This window comes from Mycolicibacterium psychrotolerans (genome assembly GCF_010729305.1).
Lineage (GTDB): Bacteria > Actinomycetota > Actinomycetes > Mycobacteriales > Mycobacteriaceae > Mycobacterium > Mycobacterium psychrotolerans.
In genome coordinates, this window is record NZ_AP022574.1 from 2,060,322 (window position 1) to 2,081,882 (window position 21,561).

A 21,561-nucleotide genomic window follows, 5' to 3' on the forward strand; every position below is an offset into this window, starting at 1 on the left:
CCATTATCGGCCGATGCGTCGCGGCACGGTCACCGTGGCGAGTTTCTCCGGATTGCGCATCGCGTAGAAGTTCGCGATCTTGCCGTCGATCACCTCGATCAGCACGACGCCCTCGAGATGCTCGCCGGTGTAGAGGACCAGTGCGGGTGCGCTGTTGTAGATCGCGGGCTCCACGCGGCCTCCGGCGCCGCCGAGCCGCACCAGGCCGATCACCAGCCGCGCCACCCGCTCTGCGCCCGACACCGGTCGGCGGGCCGCGCTCACCTTGCCGTCGCTGTCGGCGGTCCAGACCACGTCGGGGGCGAGCATCGCCATCAGCCCGTCGAGGTCGCCGGTCGCGGCGGCGGTGAAGAACCGCGTGGTGAGCTCGGCGGAGAACTGCGGGTCGACGGGCTCGAACCGCTTGCGCCGGGACTGCACGTGCTCGCGGGCGCGGTGGGCCATCTGCCGGACGGCCGCGGTCGACTTCCCGATCGTCGCGGCGATCTCGTCGTGGTCGAACCCGAACACCTCGCGCAGCACGAAGACGGCACGCTCGTCGGGGCTCAGCGTCTCCAGCACCACCAGCATCGCCATCGACACCGACTCGGCGAGCAGCACGTCGGCCGACGGGTCGGCGTCGGTGAGCAGCGGTTCGGGCAGCCACGGCCCGACGTAGGTCTCCTTGCGCCGCGACTGCGCGCGCAGCGCATTCAGTGCCTGCCGGGTGACGAGCTGGGCCAGGTAGGCCTTGGTGTCGATGACGGTGGCCAGCTGCACCTGCGCCCACCGAAGGTAGCTTTCCTGTAGCACGTCGTCGGATTCGGTTGCGCTGCCCAGGATTTCGTAGGCGATCGTGAACAGCAGCGGCCGCAGCGCGGTGAAGCGCTCGGCGTGGTCGTCGCAGGCGGGCGGTACCCCCACGTCGCTCATCGGACTCCGATCGCGTCGTCGGCGGCGGGTGCGGTGCTGCGGGCGGGGCCCGTGCGTGAGCGGTAGGAGCCGGGCTCGGCGCCTTCGCCGGCCATCCACTTCACCGTCCACCGGCACACCTGCTCCTTGATCAGCGCACCGGCGCGACCGCCGACGTAGAGCGCGATCGGGGTGTCGTCGGCGCGCTGGACCTGCAGGGTGCCCGCGCGCCTGCCGAGGCTGATGCACTGCGCGGTCATAGGCACCGACACTGTGACGGGAGATGCGCCCGCGATACGGGCGAGCACGGTGTCGGCCGCCAGCACGCCCATCGGCAGGCTGGCCTGGCAGCTCATCCGGTAGGGCCGGCGCGACGGCGCGGCGGAGTCGCCGGCGGCGACGATGCGGTCGTCGTCGACGCTGGTGTACGTCTCGTCGGTGACGACGCGGCCCACCCCGTCGGTGGTCAGTCCACTGGCGGCGGCCAGCCCGGGAACCCCGAAGCCGGCGGCCCACACCGTCACCGCGCTCGCGATGATCCGTCCGTCGGCGAGGGCGACGTGGTCGGGCCCGACCGCGGTGACGGTGGCGGCGTCGCCGTCGACGAGCACCACGCCGAGCTTGTGCAGTCGCTTGGTCACCGAGCGGCGGCCCGGCCGGCTCAGCGACGGTCCGACGACGGTGCTCACCAGTGTCACCGGGCGGCCGGCCTCGGCGAGTTCGGCCGCGGCTTCGATGCCGGTCAGGCCACCGCCGACGACGACGATCGGTGCGGGCAGCGCGACGTCGGCCAGCCGCGCCTTCAGGCGCGTCGCCGGCTCCCACTCGCTCAGCGAGTAGCCGAATTCCGCGGCGCCCGGCACCGACGCCGGCACCGCGCCGGTGCTGCCGGCCGCGTAGACGAGGTAGTCGTAGTCCAGCGTGGCGCCGGAGGCCAGCACGACCCGCCGCGCGGCGGCGTCGATCCGCTCGACACTGTCCACCAGCAGGTGCACGCGCTCGCCCAGCACCTCGGCGTAGTCGACCGCTGCGTCGTGGTTGTCCGCGACCAGTTGGTGCAGACGAATCCGCTCCACGAAGTGCGGTCGGGGGTTGACCAGTGTCACCGCCAGATCGTCACGTGACGTCAGCCGGTTGGCGGCCATCACGCCGGCGTAGCCGCCGCCGATCACGAGGACGCGGAACTGTCGTGCGGTCATTGTGTCTCCTCGGGGTCATCCGGCTCACCGATGAGCCGGTCTGACCTCAAGACACCTCGCACACGTGGAGTGTGACAGCCCACCGACGAATGTGGTGTACGTCACTGCCGGCTGACGGTTCGCGGGATGAACGCGGTCAGTTTGTCCGGGTTGCGCATCGCGTAGAAATTGGTGATGCGGCCGTCGGCGATCTCGATCAGAAAGACTCCCTCGAACACGTTGCCTTGATAGACCGCGACAGCGGGGGTGAAGTTGCAGGTGGTGATCTCGAAGCGGACGTCGGCCATGTCACGGACGTACTCGAAGAACCGCCTCAAGACCGACGCGACCTTCCTCGCGCCCACGATCGGGCGTCGGGCGGCGGCAGCCTTGCCACCGCTGTCGGCGGTCCACGTGACGTCCGGCGCGAGAAGTGACACCAGGCCTTCGACGTCGCCGGTCCGCGCCGCGGTCAGGAACCGGTCGGTGATCTGCGCCGTCCATGCCGTGTCGACGGGGCCGAACCTCCGGCGGCGTGCGTGCACGTGTCCACGGGCCCGGTGCGCCATCTGGCGCACCGTCGCCACACTCCTGCCGACCGCAGCGGCGATCTCGTCGTAGTCGAATCCGAACACCTCGCGCAGCACGAACACCGCACGCTCGTCGGGCGTGAGCGTCTCGAGCAGAACCAGCATCGCCATCGACACCGACTCCGCCAGAACCAGATCCGCGGCGGCGTCGCGGTCGTCGAGCAGCAGCGGCTCCGGCAACCACGGTCCGACGTAGTCCTCACGGCGGCGGGTTCTGGTACGCAGCGCGTTGAGGGCCTCCCGGGTCACCAGCTGGGCCAGGTATGCCTTCGTGTCCCGCACCACCGCGAGATCGACGTCGGCCCACCGCAGATAGCTGTCCTGCAGCACGTCGTCGGATTCGGTCGCCGAGCCCAGGATCTCGTAGGCGATCGTGAACAACAGCGGCCGGAGGTGGGTGAAGCGGTCGGCGTGTTCGCCGGGTGAGGCGCTCACCCTTCGGTGGCCATCTTCGCGGCCGGCACCGGCTGTTCGGGACGCGGACCACCCGTGAACCAGAACGCCGAGTCCGGCCTGCGGGCCGCGCGCCGAATACCCCACAGCGTCCCCCGGCAGATGGCCTCTTTCACGATGGCGCCGACGCGACCGCCGAAGTAGACGTTGATCGCCGAGTCGTCCTTGCGCGCCACCTGTAGGACGCCCGCGCGCCGGCCGAGGCTGAGGCACGAACCCGCGTAGCCGTACTCGAAGACCGCCGGCACGCTGCCGGCGATCCGGCTCAGCACGGTGTCGGCGGCCTGCGGGCCGAGTTGCCCCGCAGTGGCGCAGCACATCCGCAGCGGTGCTCCCGAGGGGGCGGCGCAGTCGCCAGCGGCCACGATGTGTGGATCGTCCACGCTGGTGAGCGTCTCATCGGTGAGCAACCGGCCGATCGAGTCGGTGCGCAGTCCGCTGGCGGCGGCCAGGTCCGGAACACCGAAACCTGCGGCCCAGATCGTCACGGCGCTCGGCCGCACGGCGCCGTCGGCGAACACGACGGCATCGGATCGAACCTCGGCGACCACATCCTCGTGTCGGACGACCACGCCGAGCCTCGCCAGGGTCCTGGCGACGGAGCGCCGGCCCGGCTCCGACAGCGTCGGCGCCAGTCGTCCGCCACAGACCAGCGTGACGCGGCGCCCCTGCTCGGCGAGCTCGGCGGCCACCTCGATTCCGGTCAGTCCACCGCCGACGACGGTCACCGGGGCGTCCGTGTGCAATTCGTCGAGCCTGTCGCGCAGTTGCTGCGCGGACTCGAATTCCGCGATCGCGTGCGCGAACTCGGCGACACCCGGCACCGACGACGGTGTTGCCACCGTGCTGCCGACCGCATAGATGAGGTAGTCGTACTGCAGCGATCCGCCCGATGCGAGCCGAACGCAGCGGACGTCGGCGTCGATCCGGGTCGCGGTGTCGACGACCAGGTTGATGTCCTCGCCGAGCAGCGTCCCATAGTCGACGCTGGCGTCGTAGCCGCCGGTCAGCATCTGGTGCAGCCGGATCCGCTCGATGAACTTGGGGCGCGGGTTCACCAACGTGACGTCGGGAACCTGCCCCGCTGGGCGCAGTCGCAGGCGATTGGCCGCGAGTGTTCCTGAGTAGCCGCCGCCGATGACGACGACCCTAGGTGCAGCGGGCCGCGAGGTGAGTTCTGTGTTGCTTTCGGTCATGCCCTCGAGACACCGGTCGGCACGCGGTCATGACAGGCAGTGACGCGCATCACACCAAGGCGGTCATTCTGTCTGGTAGCGCGGGAAGACCCCGGTCGGCGCGGGCAGCGCGACGCCGGGCGTCAGACGGACCGGCACCGCGGTGAAGGCTCGCTGGTCAGCGGGCTGGCCCAGCAGGTCGAGCAGCCGGGCCGTCGACTCCGGCATCACAGGCTGGCTGAGCAGCGCCGCGATGCGGACCACCTCGAGCGTCGTGTACAGCACGGTCGCGAACCGCTGCGGGTCGGTCTTGCGCAGCACCCACGGCTCCTGCGCGGAGAAGTAGCGGTTGGCGGCCCCGAGCACCGACCACACCGCCTCGAGTGCCAGGTGCATCGCCGTCGCCGCGTAATGCCCGCGCACCCGGTCGAGCAGCCCGTCCGCGGCCGCGAGCATCTGGCGGTCCTCCGGCGTGAAGTCGCCGGGCTGCGGGACCACGCCGTCGAGGTTCTTGGCGATCATCGACAGCGAGCGCTGCGCCAGGTTGCCGAACTCGTTGGCCAGATCGGCGTTGATCCGGGCGATGATGCCGTCCTCGCTGTAGCTGCCGTCCTGGCCGAACGGGACCTCGCGCAGCAGGAAGTAGCGCACCTGGTCGACGCCGAACGTGTCGACGAGGTCGTTGGGGTCGACGACGTTGCCGACCGACTTGCTCATCTTCTCGCCGCGGTTGAACAGGAAGCCGTGCGCGAAGACCTTCTTCGGCAAGGCGATGCCGGCCGACATCAGGAACGCCGGCCAGTACACCGTGTGGAACCGGATGATGTCCTTGCCGATCATGTGCAGGTCGGCGGGCCAATACCTGCGGTACAGCTCGGAGTCGGTGTCCGGGAAACCCACACCGGTCAGATAGTTGGTCAGCGCGTCGACCCAGACGTACATGACGTGGTCGGGATGGCCGGGCACCGGGACACCCCAGTCGAACGTCGTCCGGGAGATCGACAGATCGCGCAGGCCGCCCGAGACGAAGCTGACCACCTCGTTGCGCCGCACCTCCGGCTCGATGAACTCCGGATGCTCGGCGTAGAACGCCAGCAGCCGGTCGGCGTACGCGGAGAGCCGGAAGAAGTAGGTCTGCTCCTCGGTCCACGTCACCGGGGTGCCGGTCTCCATGGCGACGCGGACACCGTCCTCGCCGACCGCGGTCTCGTTCTCGGCGAAGAACCGCTCGTCGCGCACCGAGTACCAACCCGAGTAGTTGTCGAGATACACGTCGCCCGCGTCCACCATCCGCCGCCAGATCTCCTCCGACGCCGTGAAGTGGTCGGCGTCGGAGGTCCGGATGAAGCGATCGAACGACACGTTGAGCTTGCGCTGCAGCCGCTCGAAGACGTCGGAGTTGCGCCGCGCCAGCTCGATCGTCGGCACTCCCTCACGGGCGGCGGTCTCGGCCATCTTCAGCCCGTGCACGTCGGTGCCGGTCAGAAAGCGGACATCGAAGCCGTCCAGCCGCTTGAAGCGCGCGATGGCGTCTGTCGCGATGTATTCGTATGCGTGGCCGACGTGCGGGTCGCCGTTGGGATAGGCGATCGCCGTGGTGATGTAGTAGGGCTCGCTCATTTGTGCTTCACCCTAAGGTGTGGACGGTGAGCTCCTCCTCCCGACAGCGGCGCGAGCCGCCACCCGTCCCCGAGCCGCTGGCGCCGCTGATCGACGCTCACACCCACCTCGACGCCTGCGGGGCGCGCACCGCCGACGATGTGTCGGCCATACTCGACCGCGCCGCCTCGGCGGGAGTGCGCGCCGTGGTCACCATCGCCGACGACCTGGACGCCGCGCGGTGGGCCGCCGGCGCGACCGAATGGGACCCGCGCGTCTACGCCGCGGTCGCGCTGCACCCCACCCGCGCCGATGCGCTCACCGAGGAAGCCCGCGCGGAGCTCGAACGGCTCGCGGAGCACCCGCGGGTCGTCGCGATCGGGGAGACGGGTCTCGATCTGTACTGGCCCGGGCGTCTGGAGGGGTGCGCGGAGCCGGCCGCGCAGCGCGACGCGTTCGCGTGGCACATCGATCTCGCCAAGCGCTGCGGGAAGCCGCTGATGATCCACAACCGCGACGCCGATGCCGAGATGCTGGACGTCTTGCGCGCCGAAGGCGCCCCGGAGACTGTGATCTTCCACTGTTTTTCCTCCGGTCCGGACATGGCGCGCGCGTGCGTCGATGCGGGCTGGCTGCTCAGCCTGTCGGGCACGGTGAGCTTCAAGAACGCCCGTGAGCTGCGCGAAGCCGCCACGCTGATTCCCGCCGACCAGCTTCTGGTCGAGACCGACGCCCCGTTTCTGACCCCGCACCCCTTCCGCGGCGCGCCGAACGAGCCCTACTGCCTCCCTTACACTGCTCGAGCGTTGGCCGACGTGGTCGGCCGGGCGCCGGAACTGATCGCCGAGCAGACCTCGGCGGCGGCGGAGCGAGCGTACGGCCTGCAGAGTTGCCGCCCGTAGGCCTTTTCGTTACCGTCTTGTGATAATCCACGCGCGTACAGAAGCTGCGCGCGTCCTGAAGTTGGGGTCGACGACGTCGTGAATGCCATCACCAAACTTCATCAGACGCGTTCGCCGATCCTGCGAGCGCTGGTCGGTGCGACTTTGCTGGCGCTGATCTTCGCGGGCGGAACGGCCGTCGTGTCCCACAAAACGGTGACACTGACTGTGGACGGCGCGTCGATGACGGTGCCGACTATGAAGAGTCGCGTGATCGACGTCGTCAAGGAGAACGGCTTCGACATCACCGAACGCGACGACCTGTTCCCGGCCGCCGACACCCCCGTGCACCAGGCCGACACGATCGTCCTGCGCCGCAGCCGGCCGCTCGAGATCTCCACCGACGGCGGCGGCACCGAGCAGGTTTGGACAACCGCGTCCACGGTGCAGGAGGCGTTGGCTCAGCTCCGGATGACCGACAAAGCGCCGCTGGCGGCAAGCCGCGGCAGCCGCGTCCCGCTGGGCGGAATGGCGCTACCGGTGGTGAGTCCCAGGACCGTTCAGCTCGACGACGCGGGCGTCACGCGGACCGTCCGGCTGGCCGCGCCCAACGTCGCGGCCCTGCTCGATGCCGCAGGTGCACCCCTTCAGCAAAGCGACACCGTGAACCCAGCACCGTCGGCTCCCATCGTCGATGGCATGCGGATCACGGTCACCCGGGTCCGGATCGACAAGGTCACGGAGCGCCTGCCGCTCGCCCCGAACAACCAGCGCATCTCCGACGTGACGCTGAACATGAGCCGCCAGATCGTCGAAGACCCCGGTATGCCGGGCACGCAGGACGTCACTTTCGCGGTCGCGCGGGTCAACGGCGTCGAAACAGGCAGGCTGCCAGTAGCCAATGTCGTGGTCGTTCGCGCCAGGGACGGGGTGTTGCGGATCGGCGCGAAGCCGGGCACCGAGGTGCCCCCGGTGTCCAACCCCGGCCAATGGGACGCGCTTGCGCGTTGCGAAGCCGGAGGTAATTGGGGCATCAACACCGGTAACGGTTTTTTCGGTGGCGTCCAATTTGATCAAAATACCTGGGAGCGCAACGGTGGTCTGAGGTATGCTCAGCGGGCTGATCTGGCAACGAGAGAAGAGCAGATCGCAATAGCTGAAGTGACCAGGGCGCGCCAAGGGTGGGGAGCGTGGCCGGTCTGTAGTGGGAGGATCGGTGCGTCGTGACAATTCGACTGCTCGGGCGAACTGAGATTCGCCACCTGGCAAAGTCCATCGACTTCCGGCCACGCAAGTCTTTCGGCCAGAACTTCGTGCACGACGCCAACACCGTGCGCCGCATCGTGTCCGCGTCGGGGGTGAACCGGAACGATCACGTGCTCGAGGTCGGTCCCGGCCTCGGGTCGCTGACGCTGGCGCTGCTCGATCGCGGCTCCCGCGTGACGGCCGTCGAGATCGACCCCGTGCTGGCCGAGCAGCTACCCACCACGGTCGCCGATCACTCGCACAGCGAGATCAATCGGCTGCAGGTGCTCAACCGCGACATCCTGACCTTCCAGCGCGAGGAGCTCACCGACGAGCCCACCGCGCTGGTCGCGAACCTGCCCTACAACGTTGCTGTTCCCGCACTGCTGCACCTGCTCGCCGAGTTCCCCTCCATTCGCACCGTCATGGTGATGGTGCAGGCCGAGGTCGCGGAGCGGCTGGCGGCCGAGCCGGGCGGCAAGGACTACGGCATCCCCAGCGTCAAGGCGCGTTTCTTCGGCAACGTGCGCCGCTACGGCATGGTCTCGCCGACGGTGTTCTGGCCGATCCCGCGCGTCTACTCCGGTCTGGTGCGCATCGACCGCTACGAAACCTCCCCGTGGCCGACCGACCCTGAGTTCCGCCAGCAGGTCTTCGAGCTCATCGACGTCGCGTTCGCGCAGCGCCGGAAGACGGCACGAAACGCGTTCGCCGAGTGGGCGGGCTCGGGCAACGAGTCGGCCAGCCGGCTGCTCGCCGCGAGCATCGACCCGTCCCGCCGTGGCGAGACGCTCGGCATCGCGGACTTCGTCCGGCTGCTGCAGCGCAACGCCGATTGGCACGTCATCCCCAAGCCCGCCCCGGCGGTGACCGTCGAGCCCACCGCCGACGGGCTCGACGCCCACATCACGTCGTCGTCGTAGGCCCCGGCCCTTCCGCGTGCAATGCCGCCAGTGTGCGTTCCCGTACGTGTCATGCGGCGAGTCGCGGACGACACGGCACAGCTGTGACCGGTTCACCCGCGCCGCGCCGCGGCGTTAGGGTCGTGCGGTGTCCGCGCGCGACGGAAATACGGCTTCGGAGTGGGTTCCCACCGGTTCGGTGACCGTCCGCGTGCCCGGCAAGGTGAACCTGTACCTCGAGGTCGGCGACCGCCGTGCGGACGGCTACCACGAGCTGGCCACCGTGTTCCACGCCGTGTCGCTGCTCGACGAGGTGACGGTGAGCACCTCGGACGTGCTGACGCTCGCGGTGGCCGGTGAAGGCGCGGACTCGCTGCCCACCGACGAGCGCAATCTCGCCTGGCGGGCCGCCGAACTGATGGCCGAGCACGTCGGCCGCGCTCCGGATGTCGCGATCTCCATCGACAAGACCATTCCGGTGGCCGGCGGTATGGCAGGCGGCAGCGCCGACGCCGCCGCCGTGCTGGTGGCGATGAACGAACTGTGGGAGCTCGGGGTGCCCCGCCGGGATCTGCACGCGCTGTCCGCGCAGCTGGGCTCCGATGTGCCGTTCGCTCTGCACGGTGGCACCGCGCTCGGTACCGGACGCGGCGAGGAATTGGCAACAGTGTTGACTCGCAACACCTTTCACTGGGTTCTTGCTTTCTCCGACGGCGGCCTGTCGACGGCGAAGGTGTTCGCCGAGATCGACCGGCTACGCGAGGCGCAGGAGCGCACGCTGCCGCCCCGGCTGGAGTCGGCCGAGCCGGTGCTGGCCGCGTTGGCGTCAGGCGATCCGGCCGAGCTGGCGCCGTTGCTCGGCAACGATCTGCAGCCCGCCGCGCTGACACTCGACCCGTCGCTGCGCCGCACGCTGCGTGCCGGGGTCGAGGCGGGCGCGCTGGCCGGCGTGGTGTCCGGATCGGGGCCGACGTGTGCGTTCCTGTGCACGTCGGCCGGGTCGGCCGTCGACGTCGGCACCGAACTCGCCGGCGCCGGAGTGTGCCGGACCGTGCGGGTGGCGAGCGGGCCGGTGCACGGCGCTCGAGTGGTGCCGAGCCCGTCGGCGTCGGTGTGAACGAGAGCTGTGACAAACGCCTCAAAACACGCGCGCGTTTGGCAGTTACTTAAGAGTTGCCTAAGATGATCGACGGTGAGAGCTAGCGGTCGAGAAGTGGACGCGAAATCCTCCGTCGTTACCGACGGTGGGCGTCCGAACAGGTCCGGCCGCGAGGCGGCGACATCACCGATTCGAGACGAAACCGCTGCCCAAACGTGTGCGCGCCTCCATGCGAAGGCCGCTCAACAGGCGGAACATGGCAAACGCGCATGTGCACAGGGGCAGATGTCGGCGAGGAGGTCGTCGTGAGCAAGTTCACCGAGAAGATGTACCGGAATGCCCGCAGCACCACCCGGGGCATGGTCACCGGCGAACCCCATGAGCCGGTGCGGCACACCTGGGGCGAGGTGCACGAGCGGGCTCGCCGCATCGCCGGTGGACTCGCGGCGGCAGGCGTCGGACGCGGGGACGCGGTCGGCGTGCTCGCCGGACTTCCCGTCGAGATCGCTCCGACGGCCCAGGGCCTGTGGATGCGCGGCGCCTCGCTGACCATGCTGCACCAGCCCACCCCGCGCACCGACCTCGTGATGTGGGCCGAGGACACGATGAACGTCATCGGCATGATCGAGGCCAAGGCCGTCATCGTCTCCGAGCCGTTCCTGGTGGCGACCCCCGTGCTGGAGGAGAAGGGCATCACGGTCCTGACCGTCGAGGACCTGCTGTCTGCGGATCCGATCGATCCGATCGAGGTCGGCGAGGACGACCTGGCGCTGATGCAATTGACGAGCGGGTCTACTGGATCGCCCAAGGCTGTGCAGATCACGCACCGCAACATCCACTCCAACGCCGAGGCGATGTTCATCGGCGCCCAGTACGACGTCGAGACCGACGTGATGGTGAGCTGGCTGCCCTGCTTCCACGACATGGGCATGGTCGGCTTCCTGACCATCCCGATGTACTTCGGCGCCGAGCTGGTCAAGGTCACCCCGCTGGACTTCCTGCGCGACACGCTGCTGTGGGCCAAGCTCATCGACAAGTACAAGGGCACGATGACCGCCGCCCCGAACTTCGCCTACGCGCTGTTCGCCAAGCGGCTGCGCCGTCAGGCCAAGCCCGGTGAGTTCGATCTGTCGACGCTGCGGTTCGCGCTGTCGGGCGCCGAGCCCGTCGACCCCGCCGACGTCGAGGATCTGATCGAGGCGGGCAAGCCGTTCGGCCTGAACCCCGGCGCGATCCTGCCGGCCTACGGCATGGCCGAGACCACGCTGGCGGTGTCGTTCTCCCCGTGCAACGCGGGCCTGGTGGTCGACGAGGTCGACGCCGATCTGCTGGCCGCGCTGCGCCGCGCCGTGCCCGCCACCAAGGGCAACACCAAGCGGCTGGCCGACCTGGGCCCGCTGCTCACCGACCTCGAGGCCCGCGTCATCGACGACCATGGCAACGTCATGCCGCCGCGCGGCGTCGGTGTCATCGAATTGCGCGGTGAGTGCGTGACCCCGGGTTACATGACGATGGGCGGCTTCATCCCGGCGCAGGACGAGCACGGCTGGTACGACACCGGTGACCTCGGCTACATGACCGAGGACGGTCACGTCGTGGTGTGCGGACGCGTCAAGGACGTCATCATCATGGCCGGCCGCAACATCTATCCGACCGACATCGAACGGGCGGCGGGCCGGGTCGAGGGCGTGCGGCCGGGTTGTGCGGTCGCCGTCCGCCTGGACGCCGGGCACTCGCGGGAGACCTTCGCGGTCGCCGTCGAGTCCAACGCCTGGCAGGACCCCGCCGAGGTGCGCCGTATCGAGCACCAGGTGGCCCACGAGGTGGTCGCCGAGGTCGAGATGCGGCCGCGCAACGTCGTCGTGCTCGGGCCGGGCAGCATCCCGAAGACGTCGTCGGGCAAGCTGCGCCGCTCGACCTCCGTCTCGCTGGTCACGTAACCCTTTCTTCCGCGAGCGAGCGCGTCTGCACGCGACACGCCGCGCCGCGCCGGCATTTCACGCACGCTCGCGGCCGACGGGCGGCAGGTAGTCGCCGACGAGCTCGCGGTCCCACCACCGCCGGTGCTCGCGCAGTTCCCGCCACGACGTGAACCGGTACTCGTAGAGCCGCGCGCGCAGGTAGCGCGGCGGCGCGTCGGGGAACGGGTTGTGGCCGAGCAGCCGCAGCGTGGCGGGATCGCCTCGCAGCAGCCGGGCCATCAGCGGTCTGAACCAGTCCTGCGCGTATGTCGGTGACAGCGCGGCGAACCACATCAGCCAGTCCAGCCGCAGGTGGTAGGGCGCCCACTGGCGCGGCATCCGGCGGGGATCGCCCGGCTTGCCCTTGAAGCCGTACTCCTTCCACACCGCGTCCGCCGTGGGCCGGGCCGCGTCGGTGCCCTCGATCACCACCTCGTAGCGGACGCGGCCGACCGTGCCGAACGCCCCGTAGGTGTTCACCAGCCGCAGCGCGTTGAACGAGGCGTTCATCTTCTGCGTCCGGCCGACCATGTTGGCCACCGGCCAGTAACTCAGCACCACGGTCGACACCGTGCCCGCGATCACCAGGACGGTGAACCACACCGGTGTCGCCACCTGTGCGGGGGTCGCGGGCACGGGCAGCACCGTGGCGAACGCGGCCCGGTCCACCGCGCTGAACGCGAGGATGATCGTCAGCCAGTTCAGCCAGGCGAAGTTCCCGGACGCCACCAGCCACAGCTGCGTGACGATGACGACCGCCGCCGCGATCGACGCCACCGGTTGCGGAGCGAACAACCCGAACGGCACCAGCAGCTGGGCGACGTGGTTGCCGGCCACCTCGATGCGGTGCAGCGGCCGGGGCAGGTGATGGAAGAACCAGCTCAGCGGCCCCGGCATCGGCTGCGTCTCGTGGTGGTAGTCCAGGCAGCTGAGGTCACGCCAGCACGGGTCGCCACGCATCTTGATCAGCCCGGCGCCGAACTCGACGCGGAACAGCAGCCAGCGCAGCAACCACAGCGTCAGCAGCGGCGGTGCGGTCTCGTCGTTGCCCAGCAGCATCATCAGGAAGCCCGCCTCGAGCAGCAGCGACTCCCAGCCGAACCCGTACCAGCGCTGGCCCACGTTGACGATCGACAGGTAACCCGCCCACAGCGTCAGCCACGCCAGCGTCGCCACCCACAGCGGGACCACGTCGTCGACCCCGGCGACGATCGCGCCGGCCAGCGCCGCGCCGGCCCAGCAGACCACGGCGAAGAAGCGGTCGGAGTAATGGAGGTGAAAGATGCTCGGCGCTGCCCGGAACGGCACCCGCTCGAGGAAGCGCGGTATCGGGAGCATGCCGTCGCGGCCGAGGAGCGCGCGGAACTGGCGGCCCGCGCCGATGAACGCGATCAGGTACACCGCCGCCACGCCGCGCTGCAGCACCTCCCGGGCCAGCCAGTATCCCGGCGCGGTGAACCAGTCCGCATGCACGGTTCCAGTCAACGCCGTCGCCTGCCGCGGCAAAAGCATTGGCCGGATGTCGGTCGGCGCGGATACCGTCGGTGCCATGAACCCGGCCATCGAAGCGATCGACCTCGTCAAGCGGTTCGGTGACCACACCGCGGTCGACGGGGTCAGCTTCGCCGTCCCGCCGGGCAGCGTGCTGGGTCTGCTGGGGCCCAACGGTGCGGGTAAGACGACGACGGTGCGGATGATGACGACGCTCACCGCGCCCACCAGCGGCACCGCGCGGGTGGCGGGATACGACGTGCGGGCCGAGCCGGACCAGGTGCGCCGCCACATGGGGCTGACCGGTCAGGTCGCCACCGTCGACGAACTGCTGACGGGCCGGGAGAACGTCCGGATGATCGGCGGCCTCTACGGTATCCGGCGCCGAGCGCTGGACAAGCTGGGAGATCAACTGCTGCAGCAGTTCTCGCTGACCGAGGCGGGTGACCGGGTGGTCAAGTCCTACTCGGGCGGCATGCGGCGCCGGCTGGATCTCGCGGTCAGTCTGCTCGCCTCGCCGCCGGTGCTGTTCCTCGACGAGCCGACCACGGGCCTCGACCCGCGCAGCCGCAGCGAGTTGTGGGAGGTGCTGCGTGCGCTGGTGGCCGACGGCACCACGCTGCTGCTGACCACGCAGTATCTCGAGGAGGCCGATCAGCTCGCCGACAACATCGTGGTGATCGACCAGGGCCGCATCATCGCCGAGGGTTCCCCGCTACAGCTCAAGCAGCAGGCCGGCCGGGCCAGCCTGGTGGTCACCGTCGGCGACGCCACCGATCTGCCCGCGGCGCAGGACCTGCTGCGCCGCACCGGGGCCGAGGTCTTCGTCGACGCCGCCGCGCGCCGGCTCACCGCGTCGGCCGACGGACTGGACGACATGATCGCCGTGGCGGGCTGGTTCCGCGACAGCGGCATCGGCGTCGACGACATCGGGTTGTCCCGGCCCAGCCTCGACGACGTGTTCCTGACCCTGACCGGCCACCGTACCGACGAATCCGAGGAGATCGACGCATGACCGCGCTGGACACCGAACACCCGGCGGCCGTGCGGGTCGACCGGGTGCCGACGCGCCCCACGAACCTGGCGCAGCAGTCATGGATCATGGTCAAGCGCAACATGATCCACACCAAGCGGATGCCCGAGATGCTCAGCGACGTGACGGCGCAGCCCATCATGTTCGTGCTGCTGTTCGCGTTCGTGTTCGGCGCGTCGATCACCAACACCGGGGGCGCCTCCTACCGTGAGTTCCTGCTGCCGGGCATCCAGGCGCAGACCATCGTGTTCTCGGCGTTCGTGGTGGCCTCGGGCATCACCGCCGACGTCGAGAAGGGGATCATCGACCGGTTCCGCTCGCTGCCGATCTCCCGGTCGTCGGTGCTGATCGGGCGCAGCATCGCCAGCCTGCTCCATTCGTCGCTGGGTGTGGTGGTGATGGCCCTGACGGGGCTGGCGATCGGCTGGCGCATCCGCGGCAGCGTCGCCGAGGCGGTGCTGGCGTTCGCCCTGATCCTGGTGTTCGGCTTCGGGATGATCTGGTTCGGCATCCTGGTCGGTTCGCTTATGCGCACCGTCGAGGCGGTCAACGGCGTGATGTTCACCGTGCTGTTCCCGGTGACGTTCCTGGCCAACACCTTCGTGCCGACCGAGCCGATGCCGCACTGGCTGCGCGTGATCGCCGAGTGGAATCCGGTGTCGTCGCTGGCGCAGGCGATGCGCGAACTGTGGGGCAACGGGGGGCCGGCGGCCCCCGATGCACAACTGCCCCTGCACCATCCGGTGCTGTCGACGATTCTGTGGTCGCTCGCGCTCACCGCTGTCTTCGCCCCGTTCGCGCTGGCCGCCTACCGGCGCCGCACGTCGGGATAGCGCCCAGCTGAGTATTGTGTACCATACTCAGCATGGCGCAGAAGTTGCCCCCGCGGCTGGTCGACCACCCCACGGTACGGAAGGTGCAGGCGCATCCGTCGCGCCCGCCCGGCGTGATCGACGCGGGTTGGTTGCGCGCGGTCTGCCGGGAGGCGGGCGTCGACGACGTCGGATTCGCCCGCGTCGCCGATCCGGCGCTGGCGTCTGAGGTCGAGCATGTGCAGGCGGCGCTGCCCGGCGCGGTCAGCTACCTCTCGCTGGTCGTGAAGATGAACCGCGACAATGTGCGGTCCACCGCACGCAGCGTCGCCAATCAGGAGTTCCACCGCAGCGGCGAGATCATGAACGAGGCCGCGCACCGCATCACGCGCATCATTCAGGACGCCGGGTACCGTGTGGTCAATCCGTCGGCGACGTTCCCGATGGAGATGGACCGCTACCCGGGCCGTATCTGGGTGGTGGCGCACAAGCCGGTCGCGGTCGCCGCGGGCATGGGTGTGATGGGCATCCACCGCAACGTCATCCATCCGCGGTTCGGCAACTTCATCCTGCTGGGCACGATCCTGGTGGCCGCCGACATCTCCGAATACGATGTGCCACTGGACTATTCGCCCTGCCTGGAATGCAAGCTCTGTGTCGCGGCCTGCCCGGTCGGGGCGATCAAGAAGAACGGCGACTTCGACTTCGTCGCGTGCTCGGTACACAACTACCGCGAGTTCATGGGCGGGTTCACCGACTGGGTGCAGACCGTCGCCGACAGCGAGGACGCCGAGGACTTCAGATCCCGGATCAGCGACTCGGAGAACGCGTCGATGTGGCAGAGCCTGTCGTTCAAGGCGAACTACAAGGCGGCCTACTGCCTGGCGGTGTGCCCGGCAGGGGAGGAGGTCATCGAGTCCTACCTCGACGACCGCAAGGGCTTCATGGATCTGGTCCTCAAACCGTTGCAGGACAAGGTGGAGACGCTCTACGTGCTCCCGGGTTCGGAGGCAGAGGCGCACGCCACCAAGCGGTACCCGCACAAGCCGGTGAAGCGGGTCGACAGCGGAATCCGGGGCGTGCGCGGCCGGTGACCTATCGCGGCGAACAGCCACGGGATTCCCGGCGCAGAGGTTAGATGAGGCGGACCCTCAGCCAGATGCTGCGCCGAGGTAGCCCGCTGGAGGAGGAACGATGGTGTGGATCCGCGGCGTGTCGGCCGGACTGCTGTGCGCGGTCGCGCTGGCCGCGCCGGCGTGGGCGGGCGGACCTGGAGGAGCGGTGGACACCGGTGTGGTGTCCAGGGCCGTCGGATCGGGAGTGCGTGACGGAATGCTGATCGGCTTCACGGCCACCGGTCCCACCAACGAATCGGCCGCATCGGCGGTGATCGCCGCTTGCCAGGCTGCCGGGGCCGACCAGTGCAGCAGCGACGAACAGACCAACGACGTGTTCTGCATCGTCTCTGTCGGGGCCGACGACGGCAGCGGCATCGTGTCGGGTGGCGCGGGCCCGACCCCCGAGGCGGCACGCGGGGACGCCTTCCGCCATGTCGGCGAGGCCAATCTGGCACTCGACCCGAGCGCCCGCATCCTCGCGTCGTCCTGCCCGTGACCCCGGGTGTGCACGCTCTCGAGCACGGAAGTGGAGTGACCATGACCAGTCCGACGAAGTACACGCTGGCGGCAGTGATCGCGAGTGCCGTTGGCGCCGTCCTTCTCTCGGCCCCGACGGCGTCGGCGCAGGCGACCTGCCAGGAGGCCGGCGGCCTGGTCCGGTGCGAGACCAACGGCAGCGTCTCGATCAAGACGGTGCCGGGAACACGAGCACCCAACGTGGCCGACCAGATCCCCCGCAACAACAACAGGTCGGGCATCGTCCTGACCTGGTAGCCGGTCAGGCCCAGGCGTGCACCACGTTCTGGGCCGGCTCGAGACCCTGGCCGATCAACAGCTCGACGGCATCGGCGGCCTGTTCGCAGATGGTCGCGATCTCCGGGCGTTCCCGGGAGTTGAACGGTTCCAGCACGAACGACGCCCCCGACTGCCGTCCCGGCGGCTTGCCGATGCCGACGCGGACGCGGTGAAAGTCGTTGCTGCTCAGCGCCGATGCGACCGACCGCAGGCCGTTGTGGCCGGCCACGCCGCCGCCGTACTTCAGCCGGATCCGGCCGAACTCGATGTCGAGTTCGTCGTGGACGATGATTACGTCCTGCGGGGGCACCGAGTAGAACTTGGCCAGCGGGCCGACCTGACGCCCGGACTCGTTCATGTAGACGCGCGGTTTGGCCAGCACCACCGGGCGGCCTGCCAGCCGCCCGGTGGCCACGTCGGCCCCGGACTTCTTGTGCACCTTGAACGTTTCGCCGATGCGGCCGGCGAGGATGCCGACGACGAGGAAGCCGAGGTTGTGCCGGGTGAGCGCGTACTGCGGGCCCGGGTTGCCCAGGCCGACCACCAACTGGGGTTCGGCCACGACTGCGGCGTCCTACTCGGCGTCGGCGGCGGGCTCGCCCTCGCCGGCCTCGGCGTCGGCCTCGGCAGCCTCGGCGGCCTGCTCCTCGATCGACTCGCCGCCACCCTCGGACTCGAGCTCCTCCTCGGTCGGCGCGGACACGACGTTGACCACGAGCAGCTCGGGGTCGGACACCAGCGTCACGCCCTCGGGCAGCTCGACGTCGCTCGCGAGGATCTGGGTGCCTTCCCCGACGCCCTCGACCGACAGGGTGAGCTGCTCGGGGATCGACTGCACGTCGGCCTCGATCTCGATGGTGTTGGCCTCCTGAGTGACCAGCGTGCCGGGGGCGGCGTCGCCCTCGACGGCGATGTTGACTTCGACGGTCACCTTCTCGCCGCGGCGCACGACCAGCAGGTCGGCGTGCTGGATGTTGCGGCGGATCGGGTGGATCTCGAGCGACTTGGTCAGCGCGAGCTGCTCCTTGCCGGCGATGTCGAGCGTGAGCACGGCGTTGGTGCCGGCGTTACGCAGCACGGCGGCGAAGTCGTGCCCGTCGAGCTCGAGGTGCTGGGGCTCGGTGCCGTGGCCGTAGAGGACGACGGGAACGCGGCCCTCGCGGCGGGCGCGCCGGGAGGCGCCCTTGCCGGTCGTGCTGCGGACCTGGGCGGTCAGATTGTTCGGGGCGTTGCGCGCCATGTTCGGTACTCCTGTGCCGGTGGTGTCGGGCACGGCCAGGGTCACACGAACTGCAGATGCTCAGTTCCCGTCGATAACGGCGGCCCTGTCAGGTACCACCCTCGCCGTGATGCGCCGCCAAGGGTAGCCCAGCACCGGCCTACAGCGGAAATTCGACCCCGGTGAGCTGCTCGGACAGCGTCCACAACGCCGCAGCCTTGGCGCGGTTGCGCGCCAGCGGCGTGCGCCAGTGGGTTCCGGTGTGGCCGCGCATCACGAACCGGGGCCCGACGTACGTGTCGCCGGGCAGGTCCTGCGTGGCCGCGTAGAGCGTCTGGCGGGCGCCGAAGTCGGCGTCGGTGGCGAAGATCTGGTTTCCGGCGTCCCAGATCCGGCTGCCGAACCGGTTGCCGGTCTGACCCTGCAGGTTGGTCGCCGAGTAGCCGGGGTGCGCGGCCAGCGCACGCACCGGTGAGCCGGCCGCGGTCAGCTTGCGCTGCAGTTCGCCGGTGAACAGCAGATTCGCCAGCTTCGACTGCGCGTAGGCGGGCCACGCCAGGTAGGGCCGGGACTTCCAGTTGAGGTCGTTCACGCTGAGGTAGCCGAAGACGTGCATGAACGACGACACCGTCACCACCCGGTCGGTGAGCCTCGGCAGCAGCAGGTTCGTCAGCGCGAAGTGGCCGAGGTGGTTGGTGCCGATCTGGCTCTCGAAGCCGTCGACGGTCAGCGCGTACGGCACCGCCATGATGCCCGCGTTGTTGATCAGCACGTCCACCCCGGACACCCCGTCGGCGAACGTGCGGATCGACGACAGGTCCTGCAGGTCGAGCTTGCGCACCTCGACGTCGCCGGCCATGCCCTCCGCGGCGGCGTTGCCCTTGTCCGTGTTGCGCACGGCGAGGATGGTGCGCGCGCCGACGCGCGCCAGCTCGCGGGCGGTGACCAGACCCAGGCCGCTGTTGGCGCCGGTGACGATCACGGTGCGGCCGGCGAAGGAGGGCAGGTCCGCGGCGGTCCACTGGCTCATGGCAACCACCCTAGAGTTGCGCCGTTCGGCGGTGTCGGGGTGGGCGTCAGCGTGCGGTGGGCTTGGGCACGGTGACCGAGAAGCCGTCGATGATCGCCTCGATGTCACCGGACTGCTCGGCGGCCTTGTCGGCGAAGCCGGTGACGGTGAACTGGATCAGGTAGCGCTGCGACTTCGGGGGCGCGCCCGTGGCGATGACGATCCGGTTGTAGCTGTGCATCCGGGCGCCGTTGAGGTCGTAGCTGCCCTCGATCATCGACGACGGAAACCCGTCGAACGGGTCGGTCGACGCGCCCAGTTGCCGGAAGTTCTCACTCATCTGGGCATCGACGTTGGCGTGCGTGAGCGCCTCGGCGACGTCGAAGTTGCCGGTGAGCTCGAACACCATCAGCATCGCCGTCGGGTAGGTGTCGCCCTTGGCGATCATCCGGGTCCCCGGTGCGAGGTTGGTGTTCTGATAGGGCTGCCAGCCCGGCGGCGACGGCATCGTCACCGTGATGTCGGTCAGCTTGTCGGGTGCGACGGGCTGGCCGGCGACGCCGGCCTGTTCGAGGAACGCGGCGATCGGCACCGGCGCGGCGCCGGGCGCCGCGGAGGTCGGCGCGGCGGAACTCGGCGCGCTCGTCGTCGACCACACCGCCCGGTAATCGGGCGCTTCGGGAGCGCAGCCGACCGCGGTCAGCATCACCGCGGCAGCTGCGGCCACCCGGCGAACCGTCACAGAATCTCGCGAACGTTGTCGATCGGGCGCGCCAGCCTGGTGCCCTTCGGCGTCACGACGAACGGCCGCTCGATCAGGATCGGGTGCTGGGCCATCGCGTCGAGCAGTTCGTCGTCCGAGGCCGACGCCAGCCCGAGCTCGGCGTAGAGCGGCTCGCGGGTGCGCACGGCCGTCCGCACATCGATGCCGGCCTCGGCGATCATCGTGGCGAGCTCGGACCGCGACGGCGGGTTCTTCAGGTAGAGCACGATCTCGGGGTCGACACCGTTGTCGCGCAACAGGTCCAGCGTCTTGCGCGACGTCGAACAACGCGGATTGTGCAGGATGCGCGCGCTCATGCCGATCCGTCGAAAAGCCCTGTCACCGAACCGTTTTCGAACACCGCGCGAATGGTGTTGGCCAGCAGCGGCGCGATCGAGAGGACCGTCAGTTGCGGGAACATCTTGTCCTCGCCGATCGGCAGCGTGTTGGTGACGATGACCTCGCGCGCTCCGCTCTCGGCGAGCCGTTCGCGGGCCGGGTCGGACAGCACGCCGTGCGTCGCGGCGATCACGACGTCGGCCGCGCCGTCCTGTTTGAGCAGACGGACCGCTCCGGCGATGGTTCCGCCGGTGTCGATCATGTCGTCGGTCAGGATGCAGGTCTTGCCCCGCACGTCACCGACCACGCGGTTGGACTTCACCTGGTTGGGCACCAGCGGATCGCGGGTCTTGTGGATGAAGGCCAGCGGTACGCCGCCCAGGGAGTCGGCCCACTTCTCGGCGACGCGCACACGCCCGGAGTCGGGGGAGACGACCACCATGTCGTGGTCGGCGTAGTTCTCGGCGATGTAGCCGGTCAGCAGCTTCTGCGCCCGCATGTGGTCGACGGGGCCGTCGAAGAAGCCCTGGATCTGGTCGGTGTGCAGGTCGACCGTCACGATGCGGTCCACACCGGCGGTCTTGAGCAGGTCGGCGACCAGTCGGGCCGAGATGGGCTCGCGGCCGCGGTGCTTCTTGTCCTGCCGGGCGTACGGGTAGAACGGCAGGATCGCGGTGATGCGCTTGGCGCTGCCACGCTTGAGCGCGTCGATCATGATCAGCTGTTCCATCAGCCACTGGTTCAGCGGCCAGGGATGGCTCTGCAGAACGAAGGCGTCGCAGCCGCGCACCGATTCGTCGAAGCGGACGAAGATCTCGCCGTTGGCGAAGTCGCGCGCCGTCTGCGCGGTGACGGGAACGTCGAGTTCCTTGGCGACCTGCTCGGCCAGTTCGGGGTGCGCCCGACCCGAGAAGAGCATCAGATTCTTGCGGTTGTCGGTCCAGTCGTGGCTCACAGCGCTGCCCTCGGCTTCTCGTCATCGATGGGGGATCGATTCCCGAGCCATCG

22 protein-coding genes are annotated in these 21,561 nt (G+C 69.3%); 10 read left to right on the plus strand and 12 right to left on the minus strand.

Translation table 11 applies throughout. From position 1 onward, the window contains the following. Nucleotides 1–3: 3 nt before the first annotated feature. From G6N45_RS10185 to metG, 5 genes are all read right to left on the minus strand, one after another. On the minus strand, nucleotides 4–912 hold the full coding sequence (locus G6N45_RS10185; RefSeq protein WP_163721991.1) for an RNA polymerase sigma-70 factor: 909 nt from the start codon (nucleotides 910–912) through the stop codon (nucleotides 4–6). Beyond that, the gene (locus G6N45_RS10190; RefSeq protein ID WP_163721993.1) at nucleotides 909–2,090 is read right to left on the minus strand and encodes an NAD(P)/FAD-dependent oxidoreductase; all 1,182 of its coding nucleotides are present in this window, start codon (nucleotides 2,088–2,090) and stop codon (nucleotides 909–911) included. The genes G6N45_RS10185 and G6N45_RS10190 overlap by 4 nt, the downstream gene beginning before the upstream one ends. Before the next feature lie 101 nt (nucleotides 2,091–2,191). Then, a complete protein-coding gene (gene sigJ, locus G6N45_RS10195) occupies nucleotides 2,192–3,094 on the minus strand; it encodes an RNA polymerase sigma factor SigJ (RefSeq protein WP_163721995.1) in 903 nt (300 codons plus the stop codon). After that, on the minus strand, nucleotides 3,091–4,308 hold the full coding sequence (locus tag G6N45_RS10200; protein ID WP_163721997.1) for an NAD(P)/FAD-dependent oxidoreductase: 1,218 nt from the start codon (nucleotides 4,306–4,308) through the stop codon (nucleotides 3,091–3,093). Before G6N45_RS10200 ends, sigJ begins: the two co-directional genes overlap by 4 nt. Before the next feature lie 63 nt (nucleotides 4,309–4,371). Then, nucleotides 4,372–5,907: a methionine--tRNA ligase gene (gene metG / locus G6N45_RS10205; protein ID WP_163721999.1), complete on the minus strand. Its 1,536-nt coding sequence runs from the start codon at nucleotides 5,905–5,907 to the stop codon at nucleotides 4,372–4,374. A gap of 17 nt (nucleotides 5,908–5,924) precedes the next feature. Here metG and G6N45_RS10210 point away from each other — a divergent pair, with 17 nt between their 5' ends. The 5 genes from G6N45_RS10210 to G6N45_RS10230 all read left to right on the plus strand — a co-directional run bounded on the left by G6N45_RS10210 (nucleotide 5,925) and on the right by G6N45_RS10230 (nucleotide 11,953). Continuing rightward, nucleotides 5,925–6,788: a TatD family hydrolase gene (locus G6N45_RS10210; RefSeq protein ID WP_163722001.1), complete on the plus strand. Its 864-nt coding sequence runs from the start codon at nucleotides 5,925–5,927 to the stop codon at nucleotides 6,786–6,788. 78 nt (nucleotides 6,789–6,866) lie between these two features. Next, entirely contained in the window at nucleotides 6,867–7,994 is a 1,128-nt protein-coding gene (locus tag G6N45_RS10215) for a resuscitation-promoting factor (protein WP_163722008.1), read from the plus strand. Next, nucleotides 7,991–8,935, plus strand: a complete 945-nt coding sequence (rsmA, locus tag G6N45_RS10220; RefSeq protein WP_246228937.1) for a 16S rRNA (adenine(1518)-N(6)/adenine(1519)-N(6))-dimethyltransferase RsmA — start codon at nucleotides 7,991–7,993, stop codon at nucleotides 8,933–8,935. The genes G6N45_RS10215 and rsmA overlap by 4 nt, the downstream gene beginning before the upstream one ends. Nucleotides 8,936–9,062: 127 nt before the next feature. After that, nucleotides 9,063–10,031 (plus strand): 4-(cytidine 5'-diphospho)-2-C-methyl-D-erythritol kinase, encoded by a 969-nt coding sequence (locus G6N45_RS10225; RefSeq protein WP_163722010.1) that lies wholly within the window; start codon nucleotides 9,063–9,065, stop codon nucleotides 10,029–10,031. A 287-nt stretch (nucleotides 10,032–10,318) separates the two neighbouring features. Then, entirely contained in the window at nucleotides 10,319–11,953 is a 1,635-nt protein-coding gene (locus G6N45_RS10230) for a fatty acyl-AMP ligase (protein ID WP_163722012.1), read from the plus strand. 57 nt (nucleotides 11,954–12,010) lie between these two features. Here G6N45_RS10230 and G6N45_RS10235 read toward each other — a convergent pair whose 3' ends face one another. Continuing rightward, a complete protein-coding gene (locus tag G6N45_RS10235) occupies nucleotides 12,011–13,447 on the minus strand; it encodes a lipase maturation factor family protein (protein WP_246228938.1) in 1,437 nt (478 codons plus the stop codon). Between the two features lie 76 nt (nucleotides 13,448–13,523). Here G6N45_RS10235 and G6N45_RS10240 point away from each other — a divergent pair, with 76 nt between their 5' ends. From G6N45_RS10240 to G6N45_RS10260, 5 genes are all read left to right on the plus strand, one after another. Then, complete coding sequence (locus tag G6N45_RS10240) at nucleotides 13,524–14,480, plus strand: efflux ABC transporter ATPase subunit, DrrA-related (RefSeq protein WP_163722014.1); 957 nt, start codon at nucleotides 13,524–13,526, stop codon at nucleotides 14,478–14,480. Then, a complete protein-coding gene (locus G6N45_RS10245; RefSeq protein WP_163722015.1) occupies nucleotides 14,477–15,331 on the plus strand; it encodes an ABC transporter permease in 855 nt (284 codons plus the stop codon). The genes G6N45_RS10240 and G6N45_RS10245 overlap by 4 nt, the downstream gene beginning before the upstream one ends. 32 nt (nucleotides 15,332–15,363) lie before the next feature. Next, on the plus strand, nucleotides 15,364–16,404 hold the full coding sequence (locus G6N45_RS10250) for an epoxyqueuosine reductase (RefSeq protein WP_163722017.1): 1,041 nt from the start codon (nucleotides 15,364–15,366) through the stop codon (nucleotides 16,402–16,404). Between the two features lie 100 nt (nucleotides 16,405–16,504). Beyond that, nucleotides 16,505–16,924: a hypothetical protein gene (locus G6N45_RS10255; protein ID WP_163722019.1), complete on the plus strand. Its 420-nt coding sequence runs from the start codon at nucleotides 16,505–16,507 to the stop codon at nucleotides 16,922–16,924. A gap of 41 nt (nucleotides 16,925–16,965) precedes the next feature. Next, on the plus strand, nucleotides 16,966–17,202 hold the full coding sequence (locus tag G6N45_RS10260) for a hypothetical protein (RefSeq protein ID WP_163722021.1): 237 nt from the start codon (nucleotides 16,966–16,968) through the stop codon (nucleotides 17,200–17,202). A 4-nt stretch (nucleotides 17,203–17,206) separates the two neighbouring features. Here the strand turns inward: G6N45_RS10260 and pth are convergent, their stop codons facing one another. From pth to G6N45_RS10290, 6 genes are all read right to left on the minus strand, one after another. Further along, on the minus strand, nucleotides 17,207–17,785 hold the full coding sequence (pth, locus tag G6N45_RS10265; RefSeq protein ID WP_163722023.1) for an aminoacyl-tRNA hydrolase: 579 nt from the start codon (nucleotides 17,783–17,785) through the stop codon (nucleotides 17,207–17,209). Nucleotides 17,786–17,797: 12 nt separating this feature from the next. Next, on the minus strand, nucleotides 17,798–18,463 hold the full coding sequence (locus G6N45_RS10270; protein WP_163728180.1) for a 50S ribosomal protein L25/general stress protein Ctc: 666 nt from the start codon (nucleotides 18,461–18,463) through the stop codon (nucleotides 17,798–17,800). A gap of 139 nt (nucleotides 18,464–18,602) precedes the next feature. After that, complete coding sequence (locus tag G6N45_RS10275) at nucleotides 18,603–19,472, minus strand: oxidoreductase (protein WP_163722025.1); 870 nt, start codon at nucleotides 19,470–19,472, stop codon at nucleotides 18,603–18,605. Between the two features lie 46 nt (nucleotides 19,473–19,518). Continuing rightward, entirely contained in the window at nucleotides 19,519–20,193 is a 675-nt protein-coding gene (locus G6N45_RS10280) for an LpqN/LpqT family lipoprotein (RefSeq protein ID WP_246228939.1), read from the minus strand. Beyond that, entirely contained in the window at nucleotides 20,190–20,531 is a 342-nt protein-coding gene (gene arsC, locus G6N45_RS10285; RefSeq protein WP_163722027.1) for an arsenate reductase (glutaredoxin), read from the minus strand. Before arsC ends, G6N45_RS10280 begins: the two co-directional genes overlap by 4 nt. Further along, nucleotides 20,528–21,508, minus strand: coding sequence for a ribose-phosphate diphosphokinase (locus G6N45_RS10290; protein ID WP_043412017.1), 981 nt, complete (start codon nucleotides 21,506–21,508; stop codon nucleotides 20,528–20,530). The genes arsC and G6N45_RS10290 overlap by 4 nt, the downstream gene beginning before the upstream one ends. Nucleotides 21,509–21,561: the final 53 nt, after the last annotated feature.

Bases quoted from the DNA above. Each gene is read 5' to 3' on its own strand.
- G6N45_RS10260 (WP_163722021.1), top strand. From the start codon at position 16,966: ATGACCAGTCCGACGAAGTACACGCTGGCGGCAGTGATCGCGAGTGCC.
- G6N45_RS10275 (WP_163722025.1), bottom strand. From the start codon at position 19,472: ATGAGCCAGTGGACCGCCGCGGACCTGCCCTCCTTCGCCGGCCGCACC.
- G6N45_RS10250 (WP_163722017.1), top strand. From the start codon at position 15,364: ATGGCGCAGAAGTTGCCCCCGCGGCTGGTCGACCACCCCACGGTACGG.
- G6N45_RS10270 (WP_163728180.1), bottom strand. From the start codon at position 18,463: ATGGCGCGCAACGCCCCGAACAATCTGACCGCCCAGGTCCGCAGCACG.
- arsC (WP_163722027.1), bottom strand. From the start codon at position 20,531: ATGAGCGCGCGCATCCTGCACAATCCGCGTTGTTCGACGTCGCGCAAG.
- G6N45_RS10245 (WP_163722015.1), top strand. From the start codon at position 14,477: ATGACCGCGCTGGACACCGAACACCCGGCGGCCGTGCGGGTCGACCGG.
- metG (WP_163721999.1), bottom strand. From the start codon at position 5,907: ATGAGCGAGCCCTACTACATCACCACGGCGATCGCCTATCCCAACGGC.
- G6N45_RS10200 (WP_163721997.1), bottom strand. From the start codon at position 4,308: ATGACCGAAAGCAACACAGAACTCACCTCGCGGCCCGCTGCACCTAGG.
- G6N45_RS10240 (WP_163722014.1), top strand. From the start codon at position 13,524: ATGAACCCGGCCATCGAAGCGATCGACCTCGTCAAGCGGTTCGGTGAC.
- G6N45_RS10185 (WP_163721991.1), bottom strand. From the start codon at position 912: ATGAGCGACGTGGGGGTACCGCCCGCCTGCGACGACCACGCCGAGCGC.
- G6N45_RS10255 (WP_163722019.1), top strand. From the start codon at position 16,505: ATGGTGTGGATCCGCGGCGTGTCGGCCGGACTGCTGTGCGCGGTCGCG.
- G6N45_RS10190 (WP_163721993.1), bottom strand. From the start codon at position 2,090: ATGACCGCACGACAGTTCCGCGTCCTCGTGATCGGCGGCGGCTACGCC.